This is a genomic window from Pseudorhodoplanes sp., from assembly GCF_059499825.1.
In genome coordinates this window covers 174,391-199,033 of the sequence record NZ_JCABZI010000011.1, presented here as the reverse complement: position 1 = coordinate 199,033, position 24,643 = coordinate 174,391, and the positions used below count along the sequence as shown (strand labels likewise).

Sequence of the window (24,643 nt, the reverse complement as noted above, 5' to 3'; positions counted from 1 at the left end):
GCTGTGGCGTTGTCAGTCTTCTGGGAGGAATTTGTTGCAGACTACTGCGCCGATGGCGTCTTTTGGTATTTTCCTAAAGGCGGGACTGCCGATACAGATGATTTCCGAGAGCGGTTCAGGATTTTCTCACAGTTTGAGGGCGAAGTTTGGACGCCGCTACTGCAGCGCGAAATCCTTCAGGCTCTCCACAAGGCGAAGCTAACCGTCGGCACTACTACAGCCCTCATCCGAATTACCAAGAGGGTTTATGAAAACCTCGGCATCGCGTGGGTTGCTGCGGCTTCGCCCGTCCGCATAACGCCCGCTGGGCGCGAGTATTTAAAGGAAAAGGGTCCGAGCAAAGTCCTCGACTCGCACGTCTGGCGCTACCAATTTCCGAATCCTCTAAATGATATCGAAGTAACTAAAGGCATTTCTCTGTTTCCGCACCACGTGCTTGTCGAGTTGATTCTGGCTTGCGATCACCGGGTGACTAAGGACGAATTTGTGCTGTTCGTCGCTCGGATGAAGCAATCTGCGGAAATTCCGAGAAGTATAGAGCGCATCAAGGCCTGGCGGCTGGCGTCCTCGGCGACGCAAGCCGAAATAAAGCAACGGCTGCAGCACAGCAAATACAAAACCGTTGATGACGACGCCGGGTATCCGATGGCTTTCCATCGCTGCGATTTGCTCCTCGACAGACGCACGGACCAATTGTCGGTGTCGCCGGACAATGTTGCTGACCTACAGGCGATGCTTGATCTTTATAAGGGTGAGGCGGAGCCGATTGAATTCAATGACGAGCCGGACACTGTCGCGTTCTACGGCGACCCGGAGCGGGTGCCCACCAAGCTTGAAGCTCTCGACTATTACGTCGATATATCGGATGTCGCCAAAGCAGTAGAAGCATTTCGGAAGCTCCCGGAAGACGTGCGCGGGGAGCAAACTCCGGAAGAGTTCGAGAAAGAGCAGTTTCTTGAAAAGGACTTGGAGGAACATCTTGAAAAGCACCTCGACAAGATCGAGGCTGGCCTGAAGATAATCGGTCGGCAGCACAAGACAGAGGTGGGGCCAATCGACCTCTACGCACGTGCTACCAATGGCGATCTCGTAGTAATTGAGTTGAAGAAGGGCCGAGCTGCCGACAAAGTTTTCGGCCAAATCTGCCGCTACATCGGCTGCATCAAGGAAGATCATGCAGAGGATGGCGAAAACGTTCGGGGGTACATAATAGGTAGGCAAGTCGACGAAAAACTCAGGTATGCCACCAAGGCTGTCCCGCCCGGGCTCGTCGCGCTACAAGTATTCGATTTCGGAGACGAGAAGGGGAAAGAGGGTTGGATCCAAGTTGCCGATGCCTAAAAAAGTCCTGCCTTTCAGTTCCTATGTAGTTGAGTTGTTCTTTGCAAGGCGCGGTCTGCGACTGCGCTTGCTAGCGAAAGCCCATTCAAGGTTCATTGCGCGTGCTCGGGCTGTGCGGAGCGTCCAACATATCCATAGCGATTATGATGTGATCGGAAGGCGTCCATGGTGCAATTGAACCCCGGAATTCTCGCGTTGGCCTAGCAGATATTGGGGCAGCGCCGGGGGCTGAATGCAATGTTCAAGGCAAATGCTTATGTCTTGGCGGCTTCGCACTAGCTGTTGGATTCCAATCTCTGGAACATAACGGCATCAAATTCGCGAAATGATGCGGGTGAGTCAGTCCCAATTTTACGTCAAAGATAACCTCACCCTTTCGGAGCGTTCTTGACCATGCTCGTTATGTGATCCAGTGCGTTGGTTGCGACGTTGCGAGCAGTCTCGCGCATGAAGGTGTTTACCTCGTCGTGCGCGTCACCCGTAGCTGGCCTGCCCATGTTTAGGGATTCGTCGATTTATCTGTTCATCTGCTCGAGCAGCTTTTCACGATGTTCGGGTGGCACGACCATCAGCGCTGTTTGAAGTGCGGACATAGCAAGCAGATTTGCGGCCATAGCTTCACCGCGAGCAGTTGCTAAATTTTTCTCAAGAGCGTTCATCGTTCCCTTCCAAATTGCTGTCGTTGCTGCGAGCCTTTGTGATTGTTTGGGTTCTTATCATGCTGCCCTTCCGAGCGTAACCGGCTGACGTTCTCGCTAACGCTTTTGATAGCTCGGATTCCAAGAACGTGTTTGCGATTAGCAAGGCTCGCACGGCCGCACGCGCGTCGCCGCACGCTTCGATGACGGCATTTGTGTCGAGCTCTAGGTCGCTGTTCTCATCATGCGGCTGTGCGGAGGCGTTCATACGCGCGCGACGCCGTGGCCGACCGTAAGGGATCAGTCGAGCCTGCACCAACTGTACACCACGGCAGGGCGGATTTTCTAAGGCTTTGGGAAGTCAGCCGATGTTCCGGCACGGTCATCGGACGGTGTTCGTCACCGTCAACGGTGACCCCTGCAACGTGACGTTAGAAACCCTGAGAGAACGGGCAATTCTGACTTGGGGCTGGGCTAACCCTCCACGTCGCCCAAGGCGAAACTGAATGCGTAGGAAGTACCTTGACCGGGATGAGCAGTCAGCTCGCACGTCGCTCCGATCTGCTTCGCGAGATCACGAACCAAACGGGTTCCCACACCTTGGCGCGTCGAGCTCAGGTCCAGACCTCGACCATTGTCGCTTATGGTTACCGTTGCGCTTTGGCCGCTTACGCTGAAACGCACGACGATGCGGCCGACCGCATTCGCCTCGAAGGCATACTTGATCGCGTTGGTGATCAGCTCGTTCACGATGAGACCGACCGGCACCGCCTGATCGACGTGAATAACTGCCGGCTCTAGTTGGCTGTCGATGACGATCTTGGTTTCAATCAACATTGACTGCTGGAGCTGTTCGCAAATCTCACCAAGGTATGCCTGAGCGTCTACCGCAGTTAGGTCGTTAGCGCGATAAAGCTGCTGGTGAAGATGCGCAAGGGTCGCGACGCGATCTATTGCGCGTGCAAAATCTTCCTTCGCCTGCGGGTCGCTTTGCCGTGCCCCCTTCAACCGAAGCAATCCCATAATCATGGCAAGGTGGTTCTTCACGCGATGACTGAGTTCGTTAAGGAGGAGCGTCTGCCGCCTGAGCGCCTCATCGCGCTCCTCCTGAGCACGCCGCTGCTCGGTTACGTCCATACATGCCCCCAACATGTATGCAGCGCTGCCATCGGGGTTTCTGACGAGGGCGCTACGGTCGTAAATCCACCGAACAGTCCCTCCGACAACCGCGCGAAACTGGTAGTCAGCATCTTGTCCGGTCTCGATGCAGGTGCTCACCGCACGCCAAGCCGTCTCACGATCATCTGGGTGGATGAGAGCGATGAAATCCTCCGACGTTCGCGGAGCCTTCTCTCGGGCAAGCCCATACACATCGCAAAGAGCGTCATCCCACTCCACCACGTCGTCAGCGATGTTCCAGCTCCAAGTGCCCGCCCGTGAAGCTTTGAGTGCCGCGATCAGTCGCTCTCGCTCGGAGTGGGCAAAATCGAAGGCCTCTTGGGAAACGTGACGCGAGGCGAGTTCCACTTTCGAAATCCTTCTACCCGGCTTACCGAGCTTGCATCAAGCCGTACGCCGGCCGTCTCCAGCGCACCGTATACAGTGCCGCGACCGATACCTATTCCTTTGCGATGTGAGCCACGCGCTGTTCCTCGAAGCCGGCGCCAGTGGCATCGATCGCATCTGTCAAAGTTGACAGGGTCGGTGTAAAGCCGACCGGCATGCATGCTTTTAACGAACAAGCTTCAGCTGAGGCTTTGGCGGTTTGCTACTGCCGCTCGACCGTAACCCTTAGCTAGCGGGGCGATACGGTGGCCTAGTCGAATTGGTCGATTTCCACTGTCGTCTCAGTTTGACAGTCCTCGCACCAATAGCCAGCGACGGCCGGCAATTCGTCGGTAGGTGGCAAGTAGGCTCGCACCTGCAGCCGGGTCTTGCACTTCGGGCACTCCATGGACGGAACGGCGTCGATACACTCCATTGAACTTCTCCGATGGGAGCAATCGTGTGCCTGAGTCGGCCTGTCACGGCTTTGTCAAAAGACGCTGTCTTGGCGGTTTCGCCGGCCCGGCCGACCTGAACCGGCGCCACGGGATAATTTGCAAAGGGGTGGAACGTCTTCGGGCGACGTAGGTTCTATTGGCACGCCGCCGCTTCTAAACCCCATCCCCCGGAGCGGCAGCGAATAAAGCCCGGTTCCCCCGACCGGGCTTTTTCTTTGCTTTATACGGTCCTGTGATCTGCGGCTGTTTCCGATGACGAACCCGGATTGGTCCCGCCAACTGATAACCCCAATCCATCTTTCTGACGGCACGGTTCTGCGCACCCTTGGCGACGCGGCCGACCGAGTGGTGAGACTGAGACCAACACCCTCAGCTCAGGTGGCGGCAGAGCGGATCATTGAGGCGGCGACTAAGGGCGGGAATATGTTTTCGACGCACGCAGCCATCCGGCTGGCATTACTGAAGGGGTCGGCATCAGAGCACGAGTGACCCGCAACTGCCGCGCATTGGAATCAACCTAGCCGCGCCAGCACCCCGCAAAGGCCCGCTTCGCCGCATCCTTAGTTCCTGCATTGTCGTAGAACGGCCGGCGGCCCTTCGCCCCAAAGAAATCGAGTCCCCAGAACCACTCGTTCTGATTTCCTGGCGCTACGGTCTGGCGGAAAATGCGGCCCACCTTCTTGCCGGTATCGACCAGCACCACGTCAAAGTCGTCTGACGACCATGGGCCGCCGGTGCGGTTGTCATTGGCGGGGATCAGTTTGAGCGCGGACATATCACACCAGACCGGTGTCTCCTGATTACATGTTGAGGAACAGGCGACAACGCCCTGCGTTGCTCCGAAAACGGGAGCATCAGATGCGCATTTGCACCATCGCTGCTTTGATTGTTGTCGGACTCGCTGCCGCTGCCCAGGCTCAGTCTGGTGGTGGCGGCGGCGGAGGCTCTGGCGGAAGCGGTGGCGCGGGTTCGAGTGGCAGCAGCGCGGGCGGAGCTAGTCCCGGCGGAACCGGCCCCGGCACGACAAGTCCAGGCGCGGCAATCAGTCCCTCGGTCTCGCCTTCGAATCCCGCACCCAGCACGACTGGCTCAGGTTCCTCACAACTCGGTACGAACAACCCGCAAGGCGGCGGCATCCCGGGTGCTGTAAGCCCTGCAAACCCTAACGCCGCGTCACGGCCTCAAGTACCGAACATCAGCGGCGCGCCGATCATCATGAACGATCCGAACCTCAAGCCGGACTGTTCAAGCGGCTCGGCCGGCGGACGTAGCGGATGTTGATCCGCGATGGTTGGGAGTCTCGGGCGCAGTGGTAAGGGGAGGGCTGAAATCGTAGCTCTACGTTAGGCGACTTGATCTGAAAGACTAAAGTGAAGCGGCCTGCCGGCGACAATCGGTGATTCTCAGAGCGTTACGACTACGATTTAGCCAAGGCGCGATAGACAGAAGCGCGAGCGATTTTAAGTTGGTCGGCGATGGCTGTGGGCCCCGAGCCCGCTCGCGTGAAGTTGAATTATTTTCGCTTGATCGATGGACGGTCTACGCCCCTTGTAGACCCCGCGCGCTTTAGCTTGAGCGATGCCCTCTAGTTGTCGCTCCCGGCGCAAGTTGGTCTCAAACTCCGCGAAGACGCCCAGCATATGCACGGCGTCCAGCCAGTTCACGAAGCTCTCCCATTAGCTTACGGTTCATCCCGAGCGCGTTGCTCAGCGCGAGCCGGATATCGCCACCGGCCTCTGCAACGATCATCTCCAAAATATCTTCGTGCGACGGGCGGGGGCTGACTGGCATGGGGACGACTCCGGCAATGACTTGTTCTCTATTTGTTCTAAAGATAGGAATGGAGTCAAGAGGGTTCGTCGGGTGCCGCCGTGGTTTTTGTCGTCCGTCACTTTTCCCGTGTGCAGATGGTGGAGTTGGCAGAGCGGATCAATCAGCGGGCGCGTAAGGGCCGTATTATTCACTTAACACCCGAAACGGCAGAACTCGTATCGCGAGCGCTCGGGCTTTCAGCTATCAGCCCGTTGCGGTCGAACTCGTCCCGATCATCTGCGGCCGAGAGACCTGTCCATCGCGCGCCAATTGCTACAGCTGCCGGGCTAGAGCGAACATGATCGTGAATATCCTGCAGAACATTGAGCCCATGTGACGACCAGCCCGTTGATGTTCTCCGTTCTGCTGGCGAATGAAGCGGCTGACAGGGCCATTCTGGGCCCAAGACCGTGGCGAAGCCCGAAACCTCGTCAGCGCCCGTCAAAACGCCTCTGAAGCGGGGGTCGCCTAACCCCTTGGACGTAAAGGATTCCTGAAATGCTCCCACTCGCGGCATCGAAGAGCGCGCAGGCATCACTCACTGCGCCTGCACTTCCGGGGTGCGAACCTCTTCGAAGTCGTCACAGAGCAAGCCGTTCTTGGTTAGATATCGCAGCACCTTTCGAGTGTTGGAAATAACGGTTGAGCATAATGCTGGCGAAGCGTTCGCGCCGGCTGCTTCAAGGATCGCGCGTGCTCACACCGGTGTGATGTCTTGTTCCCGAGCGGCAAGTCGCTGTAGGAGGTCGAGCGCATTTCTCGGAGCGGTCTCAGACAACACCAACTTTGTCGGCCTCAGCTGCATCTTTGCGCATGGCGTCAACCTTCTAAATCTGAGTTGGAACGCCCTACTGAGTGCAGAGATTTCCCCTTTAAAGCTTCACGAGCACACGCACAAACCCGGCAACTGATCCGATCCCGATTTGCGCGAAGCGCTTATGAGAAACGATATTGATCCTTCCATTCTGTGAGAGCTTTGCCTATCGCATGTTTCTTGTTCATGAGGGTCATTGAAAACAAAAGATATTTTTCTGGAAAAGGATATGTTTGATATTTAACACCCCAAGCCATCCTGAAAGCTAAGTGTCTCTGGTATCCGCAAGAGAGAAAGATCAATTGGCTTCATCGGCAGTTTGAAATAGCGATGATACTCCGCAGCCCTATCGTTCGGGCACAAATGCCGCACATAGTCGACCATGCGCCGCGGGATTGCGACCCGATACCGCTCTCGAAATGATAGCTTGGTGGTGCGGGGCTCAATCTTGGCGCCCCGCCGATCGTCTCGGACCGCGTGGCGTTGCAGGCTGCGGATCAAATTGTTGCGCAGGTTCTCGAAAGGTTCGACCAATCGGAAATGGCGCTTGAGAAACGACGCCGGGTTGAGGGCTAGGATGTCGCTGGGTATGTTCACACCTTGTCGCCGCACGGAGGTTGTCCCGAACGCGCGCATTTCCAAGTGGCATCCCTTTGGGGATCGTCGGCGTAGATTACCAGGCCGCGCGGCGTCTGCAGACCGCCGCGACCGACGAGGCTGACCCAGTACACGCCATGCTGCTCGTCATGCATCGCGCGGCTGCGGTTCCAGAGCAGGATGCCGTGCCGGGTGAAGTAATCAGCGAGGGCTTCGCGCTCGGCGGCGGTATCGGTGAAGAAATTATAGGCGAAATCGAACCGACTGACCGTCGCATTGCGCGTCCAGACAAATTCGTCGAGGAGCGGAAATGCTTCGCGGGCCGGCGAATTGATCGGCAAGCGATGGCCCCACACGCTGCCGTCTGCCCGCTCACAGCGCTTGAATTCGATCCACTGGCCGCGATGCATGCGGCGCAACTTGTCGAGCTTTGGCAGAGCCGCCGCGAAATGAAGCTCGACGGTGTGGCAAACGACTTCGACACGCGTCACCTTCGCCATCAGCGCGGCTATGCCGCCGCTATCGGCGCCGGAGCTTCGCTGGTTGTTGCTCGGTGTTGACGATGATATATTGGGAGCGAGCACGGCCTCTGTTCCTAATGCGCAGGCTGTGGCTAAGGCCCGTCAGCGCTGCGAACGCTGGCGGGCCATTTGATTATAATTTCCTTCACGTCAAAAATCGACCGGCTGCTTTTTAGCCACCGTCACCAGTCATCGTCATCGTCATCGTCGTCACCACCGGTGGCAAGGTGATCTCGCATGCTGGCCCAACGAAAGGCCAGGTATTGCTTTTCCGGCTTCTTGTACAACCAGCCGTCCAGATAACGATGGGTCTTGTCGAGAAGGTTGACAATCGTGTGCTGGTTCTCCTGAGGGAGTAATTCGAAGTCGACACACATCAACTTAGGCAAGAGGTCGCCGATGAGCTTGTCATAGTTAAAAAGCGCGTTCTCGGTTCCCGCCGCCCGGTGCATATCGTGAATCGTTTTGCGGATTCGCTGTTCCTCCTGACGGGCTCGGCGCTTGGCTTCTTCAGCCAATTCTTTTTCGGCCTGTCGGCGGCGCTGTTCTTGCTCCCAAGCGTCCTCTTCTGCATCCACTTCAGCTTGCTCAGCAGCACGTCGCTCTCGATCGGCGGCGCGCTCGATCCCACGCCGATACTCATTCAAATCTTCGGTTTCATCGGGCGGTAGGCGGGGAGGCGGGGACACCGCCTCCTCGTCTTCGTCGCTCGGCACGTCCGGCTCGAACAGTGCCGGCCGTTGCCGCTTGCGCCCGACGCCTTTCTTTTTCTTGCCGGGCGGTTGGTCCGACGCCTCCCGGCGCCGGACCCACTCTTCGAACTTGACCATTTCAGGCTTCGCGCAAACGCCGGTAGTGTTTAATCGCTTCGGGCGTCAGCCTTACCCGCTTGATCTTCCGACGCTGTGGCGGCAAGACCGGGTCGGTAACAGGCCTTTGCGCAACGCGCTGCTGATGCTCAATCAGCTCATCTTCGAACCATGCCAACGCACGACCACCCTCCGTCAGGCGATAAAGCGGCGGAAGTGCGCCTTCCGCAACCTTCTTCATCGCGTATTCGGGCGATGAATAGCCGTGATAGGGAGCGCCGTCTCTCGGCCGGATCATGCGCCGCAGTGTGCGCGGCGCGGTCTGATCAGTCATGTTATCGTCTCCATCGCGTGATTGCGATGGGACAGATGGTAGATTTGATCGGGGCTTAAATCGTCCAATCTAAACCGAGTTCGGATTGGACGCGCGGGCGTTCTTCGATTTCGATTTACTCCGCAGGTTACTAATGATCCCGTCAAAATTAGGGGCGTGCAAACCGGGATATTCGTCGGCCACGCTCTCCCAAACTGACGCGACCGTAGCGTCGTACCCTCCGGCGGGAACTTTGCCGCCGTTCTGCTTTCTTAATCGGTCAAGTGCGACCTGCGAGAGGTTGAATACTCGATTATACATTTCCTCTACTGAGCGCGGCAACACCACACGCTTGCGTCTTGGCTTCGGTTTCTGAATTCTCAAATAAATGAGGTCGGCTAGATGGTTCCAATCTGCACTATTGAGGGCGGGACCAGAGCGAAGCAATCCGCAAAGCTGTTTTGTGTCGCCGGTGTAAGCCGCCACGACTGCTTTGCTGAACTTACTCACCGCAATTCTTCGCGTGGCGTTGTTACTGGCGCGCCTCGCATCGTAGGAAAACTTTGGTTTGGTCTTTGCTTTCATGCGGGTGCCCGCAGCGGCACGACCGTCGCATCAGTGAGGATGGCTTTGCCGTCACAATAGTTGGCCCAATCCGCCATTAGGCGCTTCCGTTTTTCTAGCAGTGGGCCGCGACGATATGCTTTTTCGACCGACGACGAAATGGAGTGGGCAAGAGCCATCTCAGAAACTTCGTTGGGATAGGCGGTGCACTCGCTGGCCCAATCCTTGAATGTCGAACGGAAACCGTGAACCGTGGCGTCCACCTTCAGCCGCTTTTGCAGCAGGTTAGACATCGACATGTTGCTCAAACCTTGACCCTTCTTCATCCCGACAAAGACTACGGCATCTTCGCGAGGCAGCTCTCGCAGTAGAGTCACGGCCTGATCGGACAACGGGACGGTGTGCGGCTTGTCGGCCTTCATTCGATCCGCCGGGATTGTCCAGAGCTTACCGTCCAGGTCGATTTCGTCCCAACGAGCGCCGAGAACTTCACTAGTACGGCAGGCCGTCAGAATCAGAAACTCAAGCGCCCGGGCTGCCGATCCCTGCCGCTTGCGAAGCTCCTGTATGAACGCTGGCAATTGCGCAAAGGGTAGGGCCGCGTGGTTCTTGACCGTCACCTTGGTGGCCAGGGCGGAGAGTGGCATCTTGAGGCCAGCCCAGCGTGCGACGTTTGCGCCTTCGCGGAGACCCTGGCTCTCAGCCCAGTCAAGAACACGCTCGATCCCTGAACGGATGCGCTGTGCTGTCTCGCGCCGCGCGTTCCAGATTGGCGTCAAGGTCTGTAAGACCTGCTGGCGGTCGATTTGACCGACCGGTATCGTCCCGAGGGTCGGGAACGCATGGCGGCGCATGGACGAGATGAACTGGTCCGAGGTCGCGGCAGCCTCCTTGTCCTTGCGCTCCTCGTGGAACCGAACGGTGGCAGCCTCGAACGTGACGGCCCGCGCGCGTTCCAACTTGGCCTTGTGTTGCGCCTCGCGTTTCTCGGCGAGTGGGTTGACGCCGAGGGACAGCTTTTCGCGTGCGGCACGAGCACGGCGGCGGGCTTCCTCTAGCGGGACATCATGGAGGCTGCCGAGTCCGAGTTGGTGTTCTCGACCGTGCAGCTGGAACCTCAAAATCCACGAGGCAGCAGCGGGCCGGTCCTTCGATTCCAGCCGTACGATTTGCAGATAGAGGCCGCGAACTTCCGCGTCGCGGTGGTGCCCAAGTTGACCTTGCTTGGCTGACACCAAACGCTCGATGCGCTTGGCGGTCATCGTCAACGCCTTACTCATCACGCAATACTCCAAACCGGTCCTACCCCCGGCGAAGCTGCCAAATTTATAGCCCGCGAGAACGCGCCTCAACCAGGCACGAACTCATGCGCGAAGTCAAATATAGTAGCGTTAACAGTAGGATGGCGGGGATTTTTGGTTAGGCTTAAATTGCCTCGAAGGACCTTATGTCCGGATATGCTGGCTCCCCGGGCCGGATTCGAACCAGCGACCAACCGGTTAACAGCCGGTTGCTCTACCACTGAGCTACCGGGGAACGCAGCGCGGCTATAACAAAGCCTCGCCCGATTGCAAGCATTTCAGGCCAGTCCAGGCAGGATGCCCCGGAATGATGCCTGAAAAGTGGAGGCGACGACCGGAATTGAACCGGTGTAAACGGTTTTGCAGACCGCTGCGTAACCACTCCGCCACGTCGCCATAAGCCTTGCGCCATGAACACCAGGGCTCGTGCACCAAGTCATGCGCGTGCTGTGTCATGAGCACCGCCCACTGGGCTTGCTCATATAGGAGCGCCGGGGAGCGGGCAACCGGCCAGCATGTTGCGGTCCCGGCGATGCTCGTGATCTTGCGTTTTTCGCTCCGCTGCCGCAGAAGCAGCCGGAACCTCTTCCGGGCAAGGTCATGGCCGATTTCGCAACGCTGCGCCGTATGATGGTGGACGGTCAGGTCCGAACCGCCGATGTCACTCAATGGCCTCTGATCCAGGCCATGCTCGACACCCCGCGCGAACATTTCGTTCCGGACTCACAGACCGGACTTGCCTATCTCGATATCGATCTGCCCCTCGGCCATGGTGACCGTCGTCTGCTGAAGCCGATGGTGCTCGCCAGGATGCTCCAGGCGCTGGATATCACCGCGGATACGAGCGTACTGGATGTCGGATGCGGGACCGGGTATGCCGCGGCGCTGCTGGCGCGGCTGGGCGCGTCAGTGGTGGCGCTGGAGGAACAGCCGGAACTGGCTGCAAAAGCGCGGGCGAATCTGGCCGGTCATGCCAATGTCGAGGTGGTCGAGGGTGCGCTCGCGAAGGGCTATCGGTCCCGGGCGCCCTATGCCGCGATCCTGGTCGAGGGCGCGATCGAACTCGGCCCCGACGAGCTTTGCAAGCAGCTGGCCGATGGCGGCCGGCTGATCTGCATTCGGGGGACCGGGCCGGCTGGAAAAGCCGTGGTTTACAGCAAGAGCGCCGCGGATATTACGCCGCGGACCATTTTCGATGCCGCTGGGCCGACTTTGCCGGGCTTTGCGAAGCCGCTCGCCTTCGCCTTCTGACCCAATCCGGGGCACCTGTAACCTGAAATACTCAGGTCCGTGTTCTTTTGCCTATGGATGAGGAGCAGGGCTTCAAACCCCTGAGCTTAAGGATATAGTTACCAAGTTGTTGCCCGAGTCTCGCGAATCCCGGACAGGGGGTTTGCGGACTACGGGCGTACGGGGGTTTTCTGAATGCCGCTTGTGCGTGCGGGATCGTTGTTGCTTGCCGCCGCGCTCACGGTGGCCAGTGCGACTGGTTTTGCCGCCGATCGCAGTGTCGACGCCTCCCGCGCCGGCAATGGCGGCGGCTCGACCAATCTCGAGCAGGCGCTCGTTCAAGCCTACCAGAACAATCCACAGATCAATGCGCAGCGCGCGCTGGTCCGAGCGACCGACGAAGCCGTGCCGCAGGCCCTGTCCGGCTACCGTCCCCGCATCAGCGCGACCGCGTCGACCGCGGTCCAGTGGACGGATAACGTGACCGAACAGCGGGTGACCGTCCCGCAAACCGGTGAAACGGTCGGCCAGCGGACCACCAACTCGAATCGCCATTACCCCAACACCTATGGGGCAACGCTAACGCAGAATGTCTTCAACGGCTTCCAGACCGGCAATCGCACCCGGCAGGCCGAGGCGCAGGTCTTTGCCGCTCGCGAAACCCTGCGGGTGATCGAGCAGACGGTGCTGCTCGATGCCGCGACCGTCTATATGAACGTCCTGCGCGATACCGCCGTGCTCGAATTGCAGCGGCGCAACGTCGAAGTCATCCAGGAGCAATTGCGGCAGACCCGCGACCGCTTCAATGTCGGCGAGGTGACGCGCACCGACGTCGCACAGGCCGAGTCCCGTGTGGCGGCCGCGCAATCTCAGTTTCTGACCGCCCAGGCCAACCTGACCACCTCGCGCGCTGCCTATCGCCGCGTGATCGGTCTCGATCCGGGCCGGCTTGCCAACGGCACGCCCGTCGATCGGTTCGTCCCGCGCACGCTCGACCTCGCGGTAGCGCAGGGGCAGTCCGAGAACCCGTCGGTCGGCGCCGCCGAATTCGGCGTCGATGTTGCGCAGCTTCAGGTGAAGGTGAACGAGGGGTCGCTGTACCCGACCGTCAACGTCACTGCCTCGGCCCAGCGAAGCCATTGGCCGAGCGAGAACAGTGTGCAGAACTTCACGGGCTCGGTCGTCGGTCAGATCACGGTGCCGATCTATCAGGGCGGGCAGGAATATTCGTTGATCCGTCAGGCCAAGGAGACGGTCGGGCAGCGGCGTCTCGAACTCGCGCTGAACCGCGATCAGGCCCGCGCCAATGTCGTCCAGTCCTGGGGCCAGCTGGATGCCGCCAAGGCGCAGATCGACGCGACGCGTTCGCAGGTGACGGCGGCCGAGATCGCATTGAACGGCGTGCGCGAAGAAGCGCGGGTCGGACAGCGCACCACGCTCGACGTCCTTAACGCGACACAGGAATTGCTGAATGCGCGGGTCGCGCTGGTCACCGCACAACGCGACCGCGTCGTTGCATCCTACACGCTGCTGTCGGCGGTCGGCCGCCTGGCCATTCCGGTGCTCGGTTTGCAGGTCCCGCTCTACGACCCGATGATCCATTACCAGCAGGTGCGTGACGCCTGGATCGGCATCCGGACACCGGACGGCCGCTAGACGCTGGTCGCCGCATGCGGAGTGCGGCGGCCTTCCATCCAAATGTCGAAATGCCTTCGGATTACGGTTCGAAGTTCGCGTGCGATACTCCCCAAGCCCGGCAAAAACAGCGATAGTGATGCGTTGATTCGGCGTTGTGCGATACGGACCTTCGGCGTCGCTGTCGCACCGGAAATTGACGAATTTCGCAGAAGCGTGACGAGGCGGGATGAACCAGCCGGCAAAATCGCATGAACCGTCAATGGAGGAGATTCTCGCCTCCATCCGTCGCATCATCGCAGACGATGACGCCAAAACGCCTCAGCCAGCCGCATTTGCCGAACCGCCTCCGGCGCCGGCTCCGAGCCCGGTGGTCGCAGCCGCACCGGCACCGATGCCGGCGATGGCGCCATCTCCGGTCGAATTCCTGAGCGAGATTCCGGCGGCCGCACCGCCTGCGCCAGAGATGCGGCAGGAGGCACCCGATATCCTTGATCTGACCGAGGATATGCGCGCGCCCGAACCGGTATCATCGGCTCCGTCCTTCACGACGATCGATGCACAGGCCGATGTCGTGTTCGCCGACAGTCTTCCGCCACGCGTCGAACCGGAGCCGGAGCCCGAGATGCCCGCGTTCGCCATGCAGGACGAGACGCCGGCATACGATCCCCTGGAAGCGGCGCGGCAAACGCTCGCGGAGCAGGTCGAGATGGACCGGCCATTGCTCTCGCGGTCGGCAACGGCCGCGGTCGATTCCGCCTTCGCATCGTTGACGCACACCGTGCTGAGCCAGAACGCGCGAACGCTCGACGACCTGGTCAAGGACATGCTGCGTCCGATGTTGAAATCATGGCTCGACGACAATCTCCCCAGCCTCGTTGAACGGCTGGTGCGTGCCGAGATCGAGCGGGTCTCGCGCGGCCGCTAGACGACAGGCGAGGGCGGCTGCGCTTCGGCCCGCCGCTGCTTCATCAGACCGCGCGCGAATATCGCGCAGAGCAACGGAAATCCGACCGCCGAGGTCAGAAAGACCGGCACTGCTGTGAACCGGTCGACGATAGGCGCCGCCGCTGCCACGCCCGCGGTAATGCCCATGTAAAGCGCCGACGAGAAGATTGCGAGCGCGGTGCCGCGTGCCTGCGGCGACATCTGGGTTGCGTTGGTCTGGAAGGTGTTGTGCACCATGTAGAAGCCCAGCCCGATCAGCGTGGTCGCGAGCGGTGCGAACCACCACACGGGCTGGAATGACAGCGTCAGGAAACCGATCGAGACCAGGGCGCCGCCGGTGATCACGAGCCCGATCTGACCCAGACGGTTGACCAGGATGCGAACGGCGAATGTGTAGATCAGGCCGCCGATGGCGAAACAGCCCACCACCAGTCCGACCATCGTGAAGCTGAGGTCGAATCGCAGATGCAAGTCGGCGCCCACAAAGGACAGCACCGCATAGAGCAGCGCCGCCTCGACGAAGACGCAGATCGTAATGAACCGCGCCCAGGGCGAGCTGAGCACGACCTTGTATTCCGCGATCAGGCCGCCCTTGCGCTCCGGACGGGCGCTCGAAGCGCGGGTGGCCGGGTTGAACGCGAGCTCTGCGATCAGGGCCGCCGCCGCGAGCGCGAATATCCCGCCCAGAATAAAGAACACGTTGCGCCAGCCGAACATGTCGCCGAGCACGCCGCCCGCGACCTGACCGAACAGCAATCCGGAGATCTGGCCGGTGAGGTAGCGGCCGAGGATCTGCTGGCGCTGATCGTAGGGAACCACGTCGCCGATATAGGCCATGGCCAGCGGGATGATGCATCCCGCCGCCAGACCGCACAGGAGCCGGTAGGCGACGAGTTCGGAGAGCGAGAACGCCAGCCCACACAGGACCGTGGCCGCGGCCGCGATCGCGCTCAAGCCGGCGACGGAATAATACTTGCCGAAACGGTCGCCGATTTCGCCTGCGAATAACTGCACCGCGCCGTGCGCGAGCCCGTAGGCAATCACCACGATCGACGCCGCGCCGATGGTGACGGCGAGGTCGGTCGCAATCTGCGGCAGCAGCGAGTCCGAGACCCGCACCATCGCCTGGCTGGCAAAGCCGGCAAGCGACAGGAGAAAAATGGCCCGGTTCGGGCTCGAGACGGCAGCGGGATTGGCCACGATTTTAACGTTTCACCGCAATACGAAGGTTCGCGCGATTGTTGACAGTTTACATGGCGGCGGGCTTTGTAGCCCGCGCGTGCCAAACGCAGAAACCCCGAATTCCCAGATGATCGACAAGACCTATCAGCCGTCCGACGTTGAGCCGCGCATTTCACAGGCGTGGGAGAATGCCCTGGCTTTCCGTGCCGGCCGGCCGGACCGCGCCGATGCGAAGCCGTATTGTATCGTCATTCCGCCGCCGAATGTGACCGGCTCGCTGCATATGGGCCATGCGCTCAACAATACCTTGCAGGACATCCTGTGCCGGTTCGAGCGCATGCGCGGGAAGGACGTGCTCTGGCAAGTCGGCACCGACCATGCGGGCATCGCCACCCAGATGGTGGTCGAGCGGCAGTTGATGGAGCGCCAGCAGCCCGACCGCCGCAGCATGGGACGCGAGAAGTTCCTCGAGCGAGTGTGGGAGTGGAAGGCCGAATCCGGCGGCACCATCATCAACCAGCTCAAGCGGCTCGGCGCCTCCTGCGATTGGTCGCGCGAACGCTTCACCATGGATGAGGGGTTGTCGAAGGCCGTGCTCAAGGTCTTCGTCGAACTGTACCGGCAGGGGCTGATCTACAAGGACAAGCGGCTGGTCAACTGGGACCCGAAGTTGCTCACCGCGATCTCCGACCTCGAAGTGCAGCAGGTCGAGGTCAAGGGCAATCTCTGGCACCTCAAATATCCGATCGAAGGCATTCCCGGCGAGTTCATCGTGGTTGCGACCACGCGGCCGGAAACCATGCTAGGCGATACCGCGGTCGCGGTGCATCCCGAAAACGAGAAGCTGAAGCATCTGATCGGGCGTAACGCGATCCTGCCGCTGGTCGGCCGCCGTATCCCGATCGTCGGGGACGATTATGCCGATCCCGAAAAGGGCACCGGCGCAGTAAAGATCACGCCGGCGCATGACTTCAACGACTTCGAGGTCGGCCGACGGCACGATCTTCCGATGGTGAATGTCCTCGACGTCGAAGCGAAGCTGAATCTCAAGGACAACGAAGACTTTCTTGCGGGCCTCGACGCATCGGCCGATCTCGACGAAACGCTTGCGATGCACGGCATGGATCGCTTCGCCGCGCGCAAGGCGATCGTTGCGCGCATGGAAGAGAAGGGCCTGCTCGACACCATCGAGCCCAACACGCACATGGTGCCGCATGGCGACCGGTCCGGCGTGGTGATCGAACCGTTCCTGACCGATCAATGGTACGTCGACGCCAAGACCCTGGCGCAACCTGCGATCGCCGCGGTGCGCGATGGCCGCACCGCATTCGTGCCGAAGAACTGGGAAAAGACCTATTACGACTGGATGGAAAACATCCAGCCGTGGTGCGTGTCGCGCCAGCTCTGGTGGGGCCACCAGATCCCGGCCTGGTACGGCGCCGATGGCCGCGTCTATGTCGCCGAGAGTGAGGACGAGGCGGTGGCGGAGGCGCTGGGCTTCGACACCATGAATGGCAACATCACCGAGGAAGAGGCGAAAGCCATCGCGCAGGATGCGGGCCGCCGCGCGGCCTATCTGACGCGCGACGAGGACGTGCTCGACACCTGGTTCTCTTCCGCCCTGTGGCCGTTTTCGACGCTGGGCTGGCCGGAGGAGACGCCCGAACTCAAGCGCTATTATCCGACCGATGTCCTGGTGACGGGGTTCGACATCATCTTCTTCTGGGTCGCCCGGATGATGATGATGGGGCTGCATTTCAGGGAGCAGATCCCGTTCCACACCGTCTATATCCACGCGCTCGTCCGCGACGAGAAGGGCGCCAAGATGTCGAAGTCGAAGGGCAACGTGATGGACCCGCTCGACCTGATCGACCAGTACGGCGCCGATTCGCTCCGCTTCACGCTGGCCGCGATGGCGGCGCAGGGCCGGGACATCAAGCTGTCGGCGCAGCGCGTCGAGGGTTATCGCAACTTCACCACCAAGCTCTGGAACGCCGCGCGCTTCGCCGAGATGAATGGCTGCGTCACCGTGCCGGAATTCTCGCCGCGCAACGCCAAACAGGTGCTGAATCGCTGGATCGCCCACGAGACCGCGAAGGCCACGCGCGAGATCACCGCGGCGATCGAGGCCTATCGCTTCAACGAGGCGGCGGGCGCAGCCTACCGCTTCGTCTGGAACATCTATTGCGACTGGTATCTCGAACTGGTGAAGCCGGTGCTGACCGGACCGGACGGCGATGCAAAGGTCGAGACCCGCGCCACTGTCGCCTGGGCGCGCGACGAGATCGTCAAGCTGCTGCATCCGTTCATGCCATTCGTCACCGAAGAACTGTGGTGGGTGACGGGGCCGGTTCCGGTCGAGCCGGAACGCATGACCGGCAGCGAGGTCGAATTGTCGCGCAAGGGCGACGAACGCGCCGACATGCTCGCGCTCACCGCCTGGCCTTCGCATGACGGCCTCGACGATGCGGCGGCCGAAGCAGAGGTCGGCTGGGTGGTCGATCTCGTATCGTCGGTGCGCTCGCTGCGCTCGGAGATGAACATTCCGCCCGCCACCATGATGCCGTTGGTTCTGGTCGGCGTGTCGGACGAGACCCGTGCGCGCGCCGGCCGCTGGCTTGATCTGGTGAAGCGGATGGCGCGCATCTCCGAACTGGTCTTTACCGAGACGGCGCCGGATGGCGCGGTCCAACTCCTGGTGCGCGGAGAAGTGGCCGCTCTGCCGCTCAAGGGCGTGATCGACCTCAACGCCGAGCGCGCCCGGCTGCAGAAGGAATTGGCGAAGGCCGACTCCGATATCGCCCGCGTCGACCAGAAGCTCAACAATCCGAAATTCGTCGCCAATGCCGCCGAGGAGGTGGTGGAGGGCGAGAAGGAGAAGCGCGAGGAAGCCGAAGCGCGAAAGTCCAAGATCCTGGAGGCGCTGGAGCGGCTGCAGGGAGCGGCGTAACGCATGCGTCGGCTGATCCGCGGCATCGGATACGGCTTGTCGGCGATCGCCCTTGCAGTCATCGTGCTGGCTGGCGCCACCGCGCGCCAGGCCGATCCGGCGCTATGGCCGCCGAAGCCGGGCGAACCTTCAGCCGACATCTTTGTCGTCAGCCACGGCTACCATTCCGGCATTGCGGTTTCGACCGCGCAGCTTGCGGCGGCGGCGCAACGCTCCGGCGATGTCGCGCTGATCCTGGTCGCCGAACGGTTCGGCGGCTATCCCTTCATCGAATTCGGCTGGGGCGAGCAGGACTTCTATGCGGCCGTGCCGACCGTGGCCGACCTCGACATCGGCCTTGCGGTGAAGGCGCTGTTCTCACCGAACAACAAGTCGGTGGTGCATGTGGTTGGGCTACCGGATACGCCGCGTCAGGTCTTTGGGTCTGCCGATATCGTTCGTGTCGCACTGAGCGATGCCGGTTTCACGCGCATGCTGTCCGCGCTCAATGCCAGTGTGGAATTGAGCGGCGATCCCCCGGCGTTGCAGGTCCTCGGCCGCGGCCTGTATGGACCGAGCCTGTTCTTTCGTGCGACCGGCGCCTTCCACATTTTCAACGTCTGCAATCACTGGGTTTCCGACATGCTGGCCGCGGGCGGCTTGCCGGTGACGCCGGTGCTCGACACTGTGCCGCCCGGTCTGCTGCTCGACCTGAAAATGCGTGCGGGGCTCGATCGCATGCCGGGTTTGACGCCATGAAAGTTTTTCTCGCAGGTGCCACCGGCGTGGTCGGCCGCCGCCTGACCGTGTTGCTGCGTCGCGCGGGCCACGAGGTTGCGGGCACAACCCGTTCGGAGGCGAAAGCCGCGGCGCTGCGGGCGATCGGCGCCGTCCCGGTGCTGGTCGACGCCTATGATGCCGACAAGCTGAAGCTTGCCGTCTATGCGGTTCAGCCCGATGTCATCATCCATCAGCTCACCGACCTGCCGCAGACCATCGACACGACGTCTTTGCCGAGGGCGCTCGAAGCCAATGCGCGGCTGCGCATCGCCGGCACGCGCAATCTCGTCGACGCCGCTTTGACTAACAATGTGAAGCGGGTGATTGCGCAGAGCATCGCGTTCGCTTATGCGCCGGGGCAGGGTCCGCTGACCGAGGACAGCCCGATCGACCCGGCCCAGACCGGCGTGATCGCGCTGGAGCAGGCCGTAACTGGCACGCCCGGCATTGCGGGCATTGTCCTGCGTTACGGCCGCCTCTACGGTCCGGGCACATGGTCGGATGAGCCGAACGGTGCGGCACCGCTGCATGTCGACGCGGCGGCACAGGCTGCGTTGCTGGCGCTGTCGAAGGGCCGGCCGGGCATCTACAATGTTGCCGAAGATGATGGCGCAGTCTCGAGCGAGAAAGCCAGGCGCGGACTCGACTTCGACCCCTCCTTCCGGATGAACCCGTGAGTCGGTAAGCCATGATTGTCGATCCCAACAACCGGCCGGGGGGCGCCCGGCTTGTCGTCACCTGCAAGACTGCCAATAGGGTGCAGTTTTTCGACGCGGCCAGTCTGGCGATGACCGGCGAGATCGAGATGCCGGCCTCGACCCACGAGATGGTGCTGACGGGTGACGGCCGCGGCGTCTTCGCCTCGGTGTATGGTGGCGGCATCTTTGGCAAGAACGCCAATCCCGATCGCCGCATCGCGCTGATCGACCTCGACCGCAAGGCGATCCTGCGGATGATCGATGCGGGTGCCGATGTCGCGCCGCATGGCGTGATGCTGGACCGCGACGGCAAGTTGTGGTGTACGGCCGAACTGGACAACGCCGCGCTGGTCATCGATCCGGCGACCGGCGGCGTGGAGCGGATCGACACCGGAAAGGCGGCGCATTGGCTTGCGATCAGCCATGCCGCGGACAAGGTGTTTGCGTCCTGCAAGACCTCAGACTTCGTGGCGATGATTGACCGCACGACGCGCAAGGTGACTGCGCATCTGCCAATTCCCGATCTGGCCGAAGGACTGTGCGTCAGCCCGGATGGCGGGACTCTGTTTGTCTGCGCACACCGGACGCCGACGCTTTATGTCTTCGATGCGGCGAACGGAGGTCTGCGCCACACTATCACGATCACCGGCGGGGAGGGCAGGCCGAACCAGCTCAAGCGCGTGCGCGTTTCGCCGGATGGCCGCTTCGTCTGCGTGTCGTCGCTGCTCGACCATCACGCCGCGATCTTTGAGGCGGCTTCGCTTCGGCAGATTGCCTCGATCACCACGCGCAAGGCGCCGATGGGATTCGGATTCGCACAAGATGCGCGACACGCCTATCTCTGCTGCCACGACGACGCTGTGGTGCTGGAATTCGAGCTGGCCACAGGGCGCGTGACGCGGGAATTCGCGACTGCCTCGGGGTGCGAATACATTATCGCCTATCAATAGGGATGATCGGCGCGCGGATGTGCGAGTCATGATTCGCGAAGTTTGTCATCCATCCACGTTGCACGATGTTCGCGGTCATCAGTTGCCGCAAATCGATGCATTGGATTAACTGACGCGCACGGTGTTCGATTCGTCGCTTGCGTGGTTCCTTCCGTTGACCTGACCAAGAGCAATCATGGCAAACCATCAGACGTCCAAGGTGACATCACAGGCTCGTTCGGCTGTTCTCGCTGCGCCGTTGCCGGTCGCAGGCTTCGATGGAATTCGCGAGTTGCTGCTCAGCCTCCGCAGCCGCATCGGCCCGTCGCAGATTATTCCCCTGGCCGCCGCGCTGCTGTTTGCCGTCGGCTGTACGCTCTGGGCGATCCAGGAGGGCGTATCCGTGCCGCTCGCGCTGATGGGCGGCTATTGCACGATCGTGGCCGGCATCATTCTTTGCGTCGCGCAACTGATGCTGACGCAGGTCAATACCAGCGCCACCGTTGTGGCGCACACGCCGCGCAAGCCCAATTACGCCGCATGGAAGTTGGTCAACAAGCTGAACGTCTCGAACGCATCGCGGCTGTGGTGCGAGATCGAACCGGGCCATCCCTATACGCAGGAATCGGCGGCCTGGACCGCGGCGCTTCTCGACGCCATTAAATCGGGTGCCTTGCCGATCAGTCCGAAGGCGCATGCCACCAAGGAAATGATCGCGCAGGAGCGGGCCAATCCGGGTTGGAATACCGAGGTCACGCGCGACGACTTGAAGGCATGGGCAAAGGCGCACGGCCATTGCCCGACATTCCTGAACGATTGAGGGACGGCCGGAGCGTTCGGCACGAGGATCTGGACCGGTCTGCCCGGAGCCCCCGGACGGTTGCGGCTTTGCCGGAGGGTTCAGTGCCACGTGCCGGTCTGCGGGGTTGAATCCTCAGGGCCAGTCATTACAACGCCCCCATGACCATGCCCGCCCGCGCCGAAGCGCAGACGCCACAATCGCCACTCGCGGCCGAGATCGAGCGGCGGCGCACCTTCGCCATCATCTCGCATCCGGACGCCGGCAAGACCACGCTGACCGAGAAGCTGCTGCTGTTCGGCGGCGCGATCCAGCTCGCCGGGCAGGTCAAGGCCAAGCGCAACCGCAAGACCACGCAATCCGACTGGATGGCGATCGAGAAGGAGCGCGGCATTTCAGTCGTCACCTCGGTGATGACGTTCGAATACGGCGACCATGTTTTCAATCTGCTGGACACGCCGGGCCACGAGGACTTTTCGGAGGACACCTACCGCACGCTTACCGCGGTCGATTCCGCGGTGATGGTGATCGACGCCGCGAAGGGCATCGAAGCGCGCACCCGCAAGCTGTTCGAGGTCTGCCGGCTGCGCGATATCCCGATCCTGACCTTCATCAACAAGATGGACCGCGAGAGCCGCGATCCGTTTGAAATCCTCGACGAGATCGAGAAGACGCTGGCGCTGGATACGACTCCGATCAACTGGCCGATCGGGCAGGGGCGTGACTTCACCGGGACGATAGAGGTCGAAAGCGGCGGCGTGCGGCTGCTCGAGGGCGATGCCGGCAAGGCGGGCACCTTGCGCGAGATGAGCATTCGTGACGTCGCCGCGCTGAATCCCAATCTCGATGCGTCGGCGATCGAGGCCGAATTCGAACTGGTGCGCGAGGCCTGCCGCGGTTTCGACATGCAGGCCTTTCGGGAAGGCCATCTGTCGCCGGTCTTCTTCGGCTCCGCGCTTAGGAATTTCGGCGTTGGCGATCTGCTTGATGCGTTGGGGCGTGTTGCGCCGCCGCCGCGCGATCAGAAGGCCGACAAGCGGATGGTGGAAGCGGAAGAGCCGCGGATGTCGGCCTTTGTGTTCAAGATCCAGGCCAATATGGACCCCAACCATCGGGATCGTATAGCATTTGCAAGGCTTTGCTCAGGAAAGCTCACGCGTGGCATGAAGGTCAAGCAGGTCCGCACCGGCAAGCAGATCGCACTCAACGCCCCGCAATTCTTCTTTGCCAAGGACCGCTCGGTGGCGGACGAAGCTTACGCCGGCGACGTGGTCGGCATCCCCAATCATGGCTCGGTGCGGATCGGCGACACGCTGACTGAGGGGGAGGACATCAACTTCCTCGGGGTGCCGAGTTTCGCGCCTGAAATCCTGCGTCGTGTGCGGCTGCCGGATGCGATGAAGGCCAAGAAGCTCAAAGAGGCGCTGCAGCAGCTCGCGGAAGAGGGCGTGGTGCAGGTGTTCCGGCCGCATGACGGCTCGCCGGCGCTGGTTGGGGTGGTCGGTCCGCTGCAGCTCGACGTGTTGCGGGTGCGGCTGATGGATGAATACGGCCTGGAGGTGAGCTGGGACCAGAGCGAGTTTACGCTGGCGCGCTGGATCGCATCCGACGGCAAGGGTGACCCCAAGGAGGCCGCCAAGGCCTTCGACACCTTCGTGCGCAACAACGGTTCAAGCGTGGCCGACGATCTCGACGGCGATCCGGTCTTCCTCGCCCGTAATCAGTTCAATCTCGATTACACGCGCGAGCGCGCACCGGGCGTCGTCTTCACCGACATCAAGGACGTAAAAAGCGGAGGGCCCGCGAAGGGCTGACGCGTCGGTCGCTTCACGGCTGGCGGAACGGTTTGCTGAGATACCGCGAGCCTTTCAGCCCGTAGCGCCACGGCAATTCAGCCGCCTTGGTGATGCCGATGCGCCGACCTTTCACGATGTCGACATCCGCTGCGCGCGCGCGCAGTTCGAAAGGCTGACGGTTCAGCGGAAGGCCATTCTCGGCGCCTGTGATCGCCAGTGCTTCGCACAAGCGTCCCGGTCCTGAACACAGCAGCCGCTCGTCCTCAAGTCCACGCCTGCGCCGCATCGCGGCAACGCCTTGCGTGGGCTGCAGCGCGCGTATCAGAACCGCGCTGGCGGAGCCTTCCGCCTCGCACACGACATTGACGCACCAGTGGATGCCGTAGGAGCGGTAGACATAGGCAATGCCCGGCGGTCCGAACATCACCGCGTTGCGAGCGGTCATGCCGCCAAATGAATGTGCCGCCGGATCGGTGTGATGATAGGCCTCGACCTCGACGATCGGTCCGCCCGCGCCATCGAACAGGAACGTCGCGCCGATCAGGTCGGGCGCGACCTCATGCACGGAGCGGTCGAAGAAGGAGCGGGTCAGCGTTGGGGCCACGCGGTTTGTTTACCGTGCCGGCGGCGCCAAAGGCGAGGGCTCTGACGTCCCGCAATCGTGATTCAGCCTTGTGGGAACGGACTTGCTGATTCGTCCGTTGGCGGCTCAATCGGAGCAGGTGCGATGCAAACCAACAAGCAGAAGCGCAAATCCTTTCCGGCAAGCGAGGCGGAGCGCGCCTCAATCCGGGCGTTGAAGAACTGGCTGCTGGCCACCCCTGGAGAGAGCCCGTTCGAGGATCAGCTGGTCCGCCTGCGGATCGCGGCGGCGATCGCTTCGGTGTCCTCGTCCGCCAAAGCGCGTCACGCTGTCGGCCTGATCGGACACCGGTAGATCGTATCGTTTTGTCTTCGCCCGGACTGGATATGGGTCCTGGCGGCGTTTCTCATGACATTTGCGG

General features: G+C 61.2%; 21 protein-coding genes, 2 tRNA genes and 1 pseudogene. 11 read left to right on the top strand and 13 right to left on the bottom strand.

Annotated elements, in window-relative coordinates; all coding sequences use genetic code 11:
• The first annotated feature begins 3 nt into the window (after positions 1-3).
• Positions 4-1,341: an AlwI family type II restriction endonuclease gene (locus AC5I5I_RS17045; RefSeq protein ID WP_495975115.1), complete on the top strand. Its 1,338-nt coding sequence runs from the start codon at positions 4-6 to the stop codon at positions 1,339-1,341.
• Positions 1,342-1,856: 515 nt separating this feature from the next.
• On the opposite strand, the gene AC5I5I_RS17040 is transcribed toward AC5I5I_RS17045, so the two are convergent.
• The 11 genes and pseudogenes from AC5I5I_RS17040 to AC5I5I_RS16990 form a co-directional block, all read right to left on the bottom strand.
• Entirely contained in the window at positions 1,857-2,000 is a 144-nt protein-coding gene (locus AC5I5I_RS17040; RefSeq protein ID WP_495975114.1) for a hypothetical protein, read from the bottom strand.
• Positions 2,001-2,453: 453 nt separating this feature from the next.
• The gene (locus AC5I5I_RS17035; RefSeq protein ID WP_495975113.1) at positions 2,454-3,506 is read right to left on the bottom strand and encodes a sensor histidine kinase; all 1,053 of its coding nucleotides are present in this window, start codon (positions 3,504-3,506) and stop codon (positions 2,454-2,456) included.
• Between the two features lie 993 nt (positions 3,507-4,499).
• Positions 4,500-4,757, bottom strand: coding sequence for a hypothetical protein (locus tag AC5I5I_RS17030; RefSeq protein ID WP_495975112.1), 258 nt, complete (start codon positions 4,755-4,757; stop codon positions 4,500-4,502).
• Between the two features lie 642 nt (positions 4,758-5,399).
• Positions 5,400-5,622 (bottom strand): annotated as a pseudogene (locus AC5I5I_RS17025) (helix-turn-helix domain-containing protein); the annotation flags it as partial.
• Positions 5,623-7,201: 1,579 nt separating this feature from the next.
• Entirely contained in the window at positions 7,202-7,789 is a 588-nt protein-coding gene (locus tag AC5I5I_RS17020; RefSeq protein ID WP_495975111.1) for a hypothetical protein, read from the bottom strand.
• 119 nt (positions 7,790-7,908) lie between these two features.
• Positions 7,909-8,556 carry a hypothetical protein gene (locus AC5I5I_RS17015; protein ID WP_495975110.1) on the bottom strand — a complete coding sequence of 216 codons (648 nt, stop codon included), beginning with the start codon at positions 8,554-8,556 and terminating at the stop codon, positions 7,909-7,911.
• Between the two features lies 1 nt (position 8,557).
• Positions 8,558-8,869 (bottom strand): hypothetical protein, encoded by a 312-nt coding sequence (locus AC5I5I_RS17010; protein WP_495975109.1) that lies wholly within the window; start codon positions 8,867-8,869, stop codon positions 8,558-8,560.
• A 69-nt stretch (positions 8,870-8,938) separates the two neighbouring features.
• Positions 8,939-9,433: a hypothetical protein gene (locus AC5I5I_RS17005; protein WP_495975108.1), complete on the bottom strand. Its 495-nt coding sequence runs from the start codon at positions 9,431-9,433 to the stop codon at positions 8,939-8,941.
• The gene (locus tag AC5I5I_RS17000; protein WP_495975107.1) at positions 9,430-10,674 is read right to left on the bottom strand and encodes a tyrosine-type recombinase/integrase; all 1,245 of its coding nucleotides are present in this window, start codon (positions 10,672-10,674) and stop codon (positions 9,430-9,432) included. The genes AC5I5I_RS17005 and AC5I5I_RS17000 overlap by 4 nt, the downstream gene beginning before the upstream one ends.
• A gap of 199 nt (positions 10,675-10,873) precedes the next feature.
• A tRNA-Asn gene (locus AC5I5I_RS16995) sits at positions 10,874-10,948 on the bottom strand.
• A gap of 87 nt (positions 10,949-11,035) precedes the next feature.
• Positions 11,036-11,109 (bottom strand) — tRNA-Cys (locus AC5I5I_RS16990).
• A gap of 204 nt (positions 11,110-11,313) precedes the next feature.
• On the opposite strand from AC5I5I_RS16990, the gene AC5I5I_RS16985 reads away from it, so the two are divergent.
• From AC5I5I_RS16985 to AC5I5I_RS16975, 3 genes are all read left to right on the top strand, one after another.
• A complete protein-coding gene (locus tag AC5I5I_RS16985) occupies positions 11,314-11,964 on the top strand; it encodes a protein-L-isoaspartate O-methyltransferase family protein (protein ID WP_495975106.1) in 651 nt (216 codons plus the stop codon).
• 174 nt (positions 11,965-12,138) lie between these two features.
• A complete protein-coding gene (locus AC5I5I_RS16980; RefSeq protein WP_495975105.1) occupies positions 12,139-13,599 on the top strand; it encodes a TolC family outer membrane protein in 1,461 nt (486 codons plus the stop codon).
• Positions 13,600-13,807: 208 nt separating this feature from the next.
• Positions 13,808-14,506 (top strand): PopZ family protein, encoded by a 699-nt coding sequence (locus tag AC5I5I_RS16975; RefSeq protein ID WP_495975104.1) that lies wholly within the window; start codon positions 13,808-13,810, stop codon positions 14,504-14,506.
• Here the strand turns inward: AC5I5I_RS16975 and AC5I5I_RS16970 are convergent.
• Positions 14,503-15,726, bottom strand: coding sequence for an MFS transporter (locus AC5I5I_RS16970; protein ID WP_495975103.1), 1,224 nt, complete (start codon positions 15,724-15,726; stop codon positions 14,503-14,505). The two genes, AC5I5I_RS16975 and AC5I5I_RS16970, sit on opposite strands and share 4 nt — an antisense overlap.
• 109 nt (positions 15,727-15,835) lie before the next feature.
• Here AC5I5I_RS16970 and AC5I5I_RS16965 point away from each other — a divergent pair, with 109 nt between their 5' ends.
• From AC5I5I_RS16965 to AC5I5I_RS16940, 6 genes are all read left to right on the top strand, one after another.
• Positions 15,836-18,658 (top strand): valine--tRNA ligase, encoded by a 2,823-nt coding sequence (locus AC5I5I_RS16965; protein ID WP_495975102.1) that lies wholly within the window; start codon positions 15,836-15,838, stop codon positions 18,656-18,658.
• Between the two features lie 3 nt (positions 18,659-18,661).
• The gene (locus AC5I5I_RS16960; protein ID WP_495975101.1) at positions 18,662-19,396 is read left to right on the top strand and encodes a DUF2459 domain-containing protein; all 735 of its coding nucleotides are present in this window, start codon (positions 18,662-18,664) and stop codon (positions 19,394-19,396) included.
• Positions 19,393-20,094 (top strand): NAD-dependent epimerase/dehydratase family protein, encoded by a 702-nt coding sequence (locus AC5I5I_RS16955; RefSeq protein WP_495975100.1) that lies wholly within the window; start codon positions 19,393-19,395, stop codon positions 20,092-20,094. Before AC5I5I_RS16960 ends, AC5I5I_RS16955 begins: the two co-directional genes overlap by 4 nt.
• Before the next feature lie 11 nt (positions 20,095-20,105).
• The gene (locus tag AC5I5I_RS16950; protein WP_495975099.1) at positions 20,106-21,065 is read left to right on the top strand and encodes a YncE family protein; all 960 of its coding nucleotides are present in this window, start codon (positions 20,106-20,108) and stop codon (positions 21,063-21,065) included.
• Between the two features lie 175 nt (positions 21,066-21,240).
• Positions 21,241-21,864, top strand: a complete 624-nt coding sequence (locus AC5I5I_RS16945) for a hypothetical protein (RefSeq protein ID WP_495975098.1) — start codon at positions 21,241-21,243, stop codon at positions 21,862-21,864.
• A 140-nt stretch (positions 21,865-22,004) separates the two neighbouring features.
• A complete protein-coding gene (locus tag AC5I5I_RS16940; RefSeq protein ID WP_495975097.1) occupies positions 22,005-23,657 on the top strand; it encodes a peptide chain release factor 3 in 1,653 nt (550 codons plus the stop codon).
• A 13-nt stretch (positions 23,658-23,670) separates the two neighbouring features.
• Here AC5I5I_RS16940 and AC5I5I_RS16935 read toward each other — a convergent pair whose 3' ends face one another.
• A complete protein-coding gene (locus AC5I5I_RS16935; protein WP_495975096.1) occupies positions 23,671-24,243 on the bottom strand; it encodes a DNA-3-methyladenine glycosylase in 573 nt (190 codons plus the stop codon).
• Positions 24,244-24,366: 123 nt separating this feature from the next.
• On the opposite strand from AC5I5I_RS16935, the gene AC5I5I_RS16930 reads away from it, so the two are divergent.
• Positions 24,367-24,576, top strand: coding sequence for a hypothetical protein (locus AC5I5I_RS16930; RefSeq protein ID WP_495975095.1), 210 nt, complete (start codon positions 24,367-24,369; stop codon positions 24,574-24,576).
• The last annotated feature ends 67 nt before the right edge of the window (positions 24,577-24,643 follow it).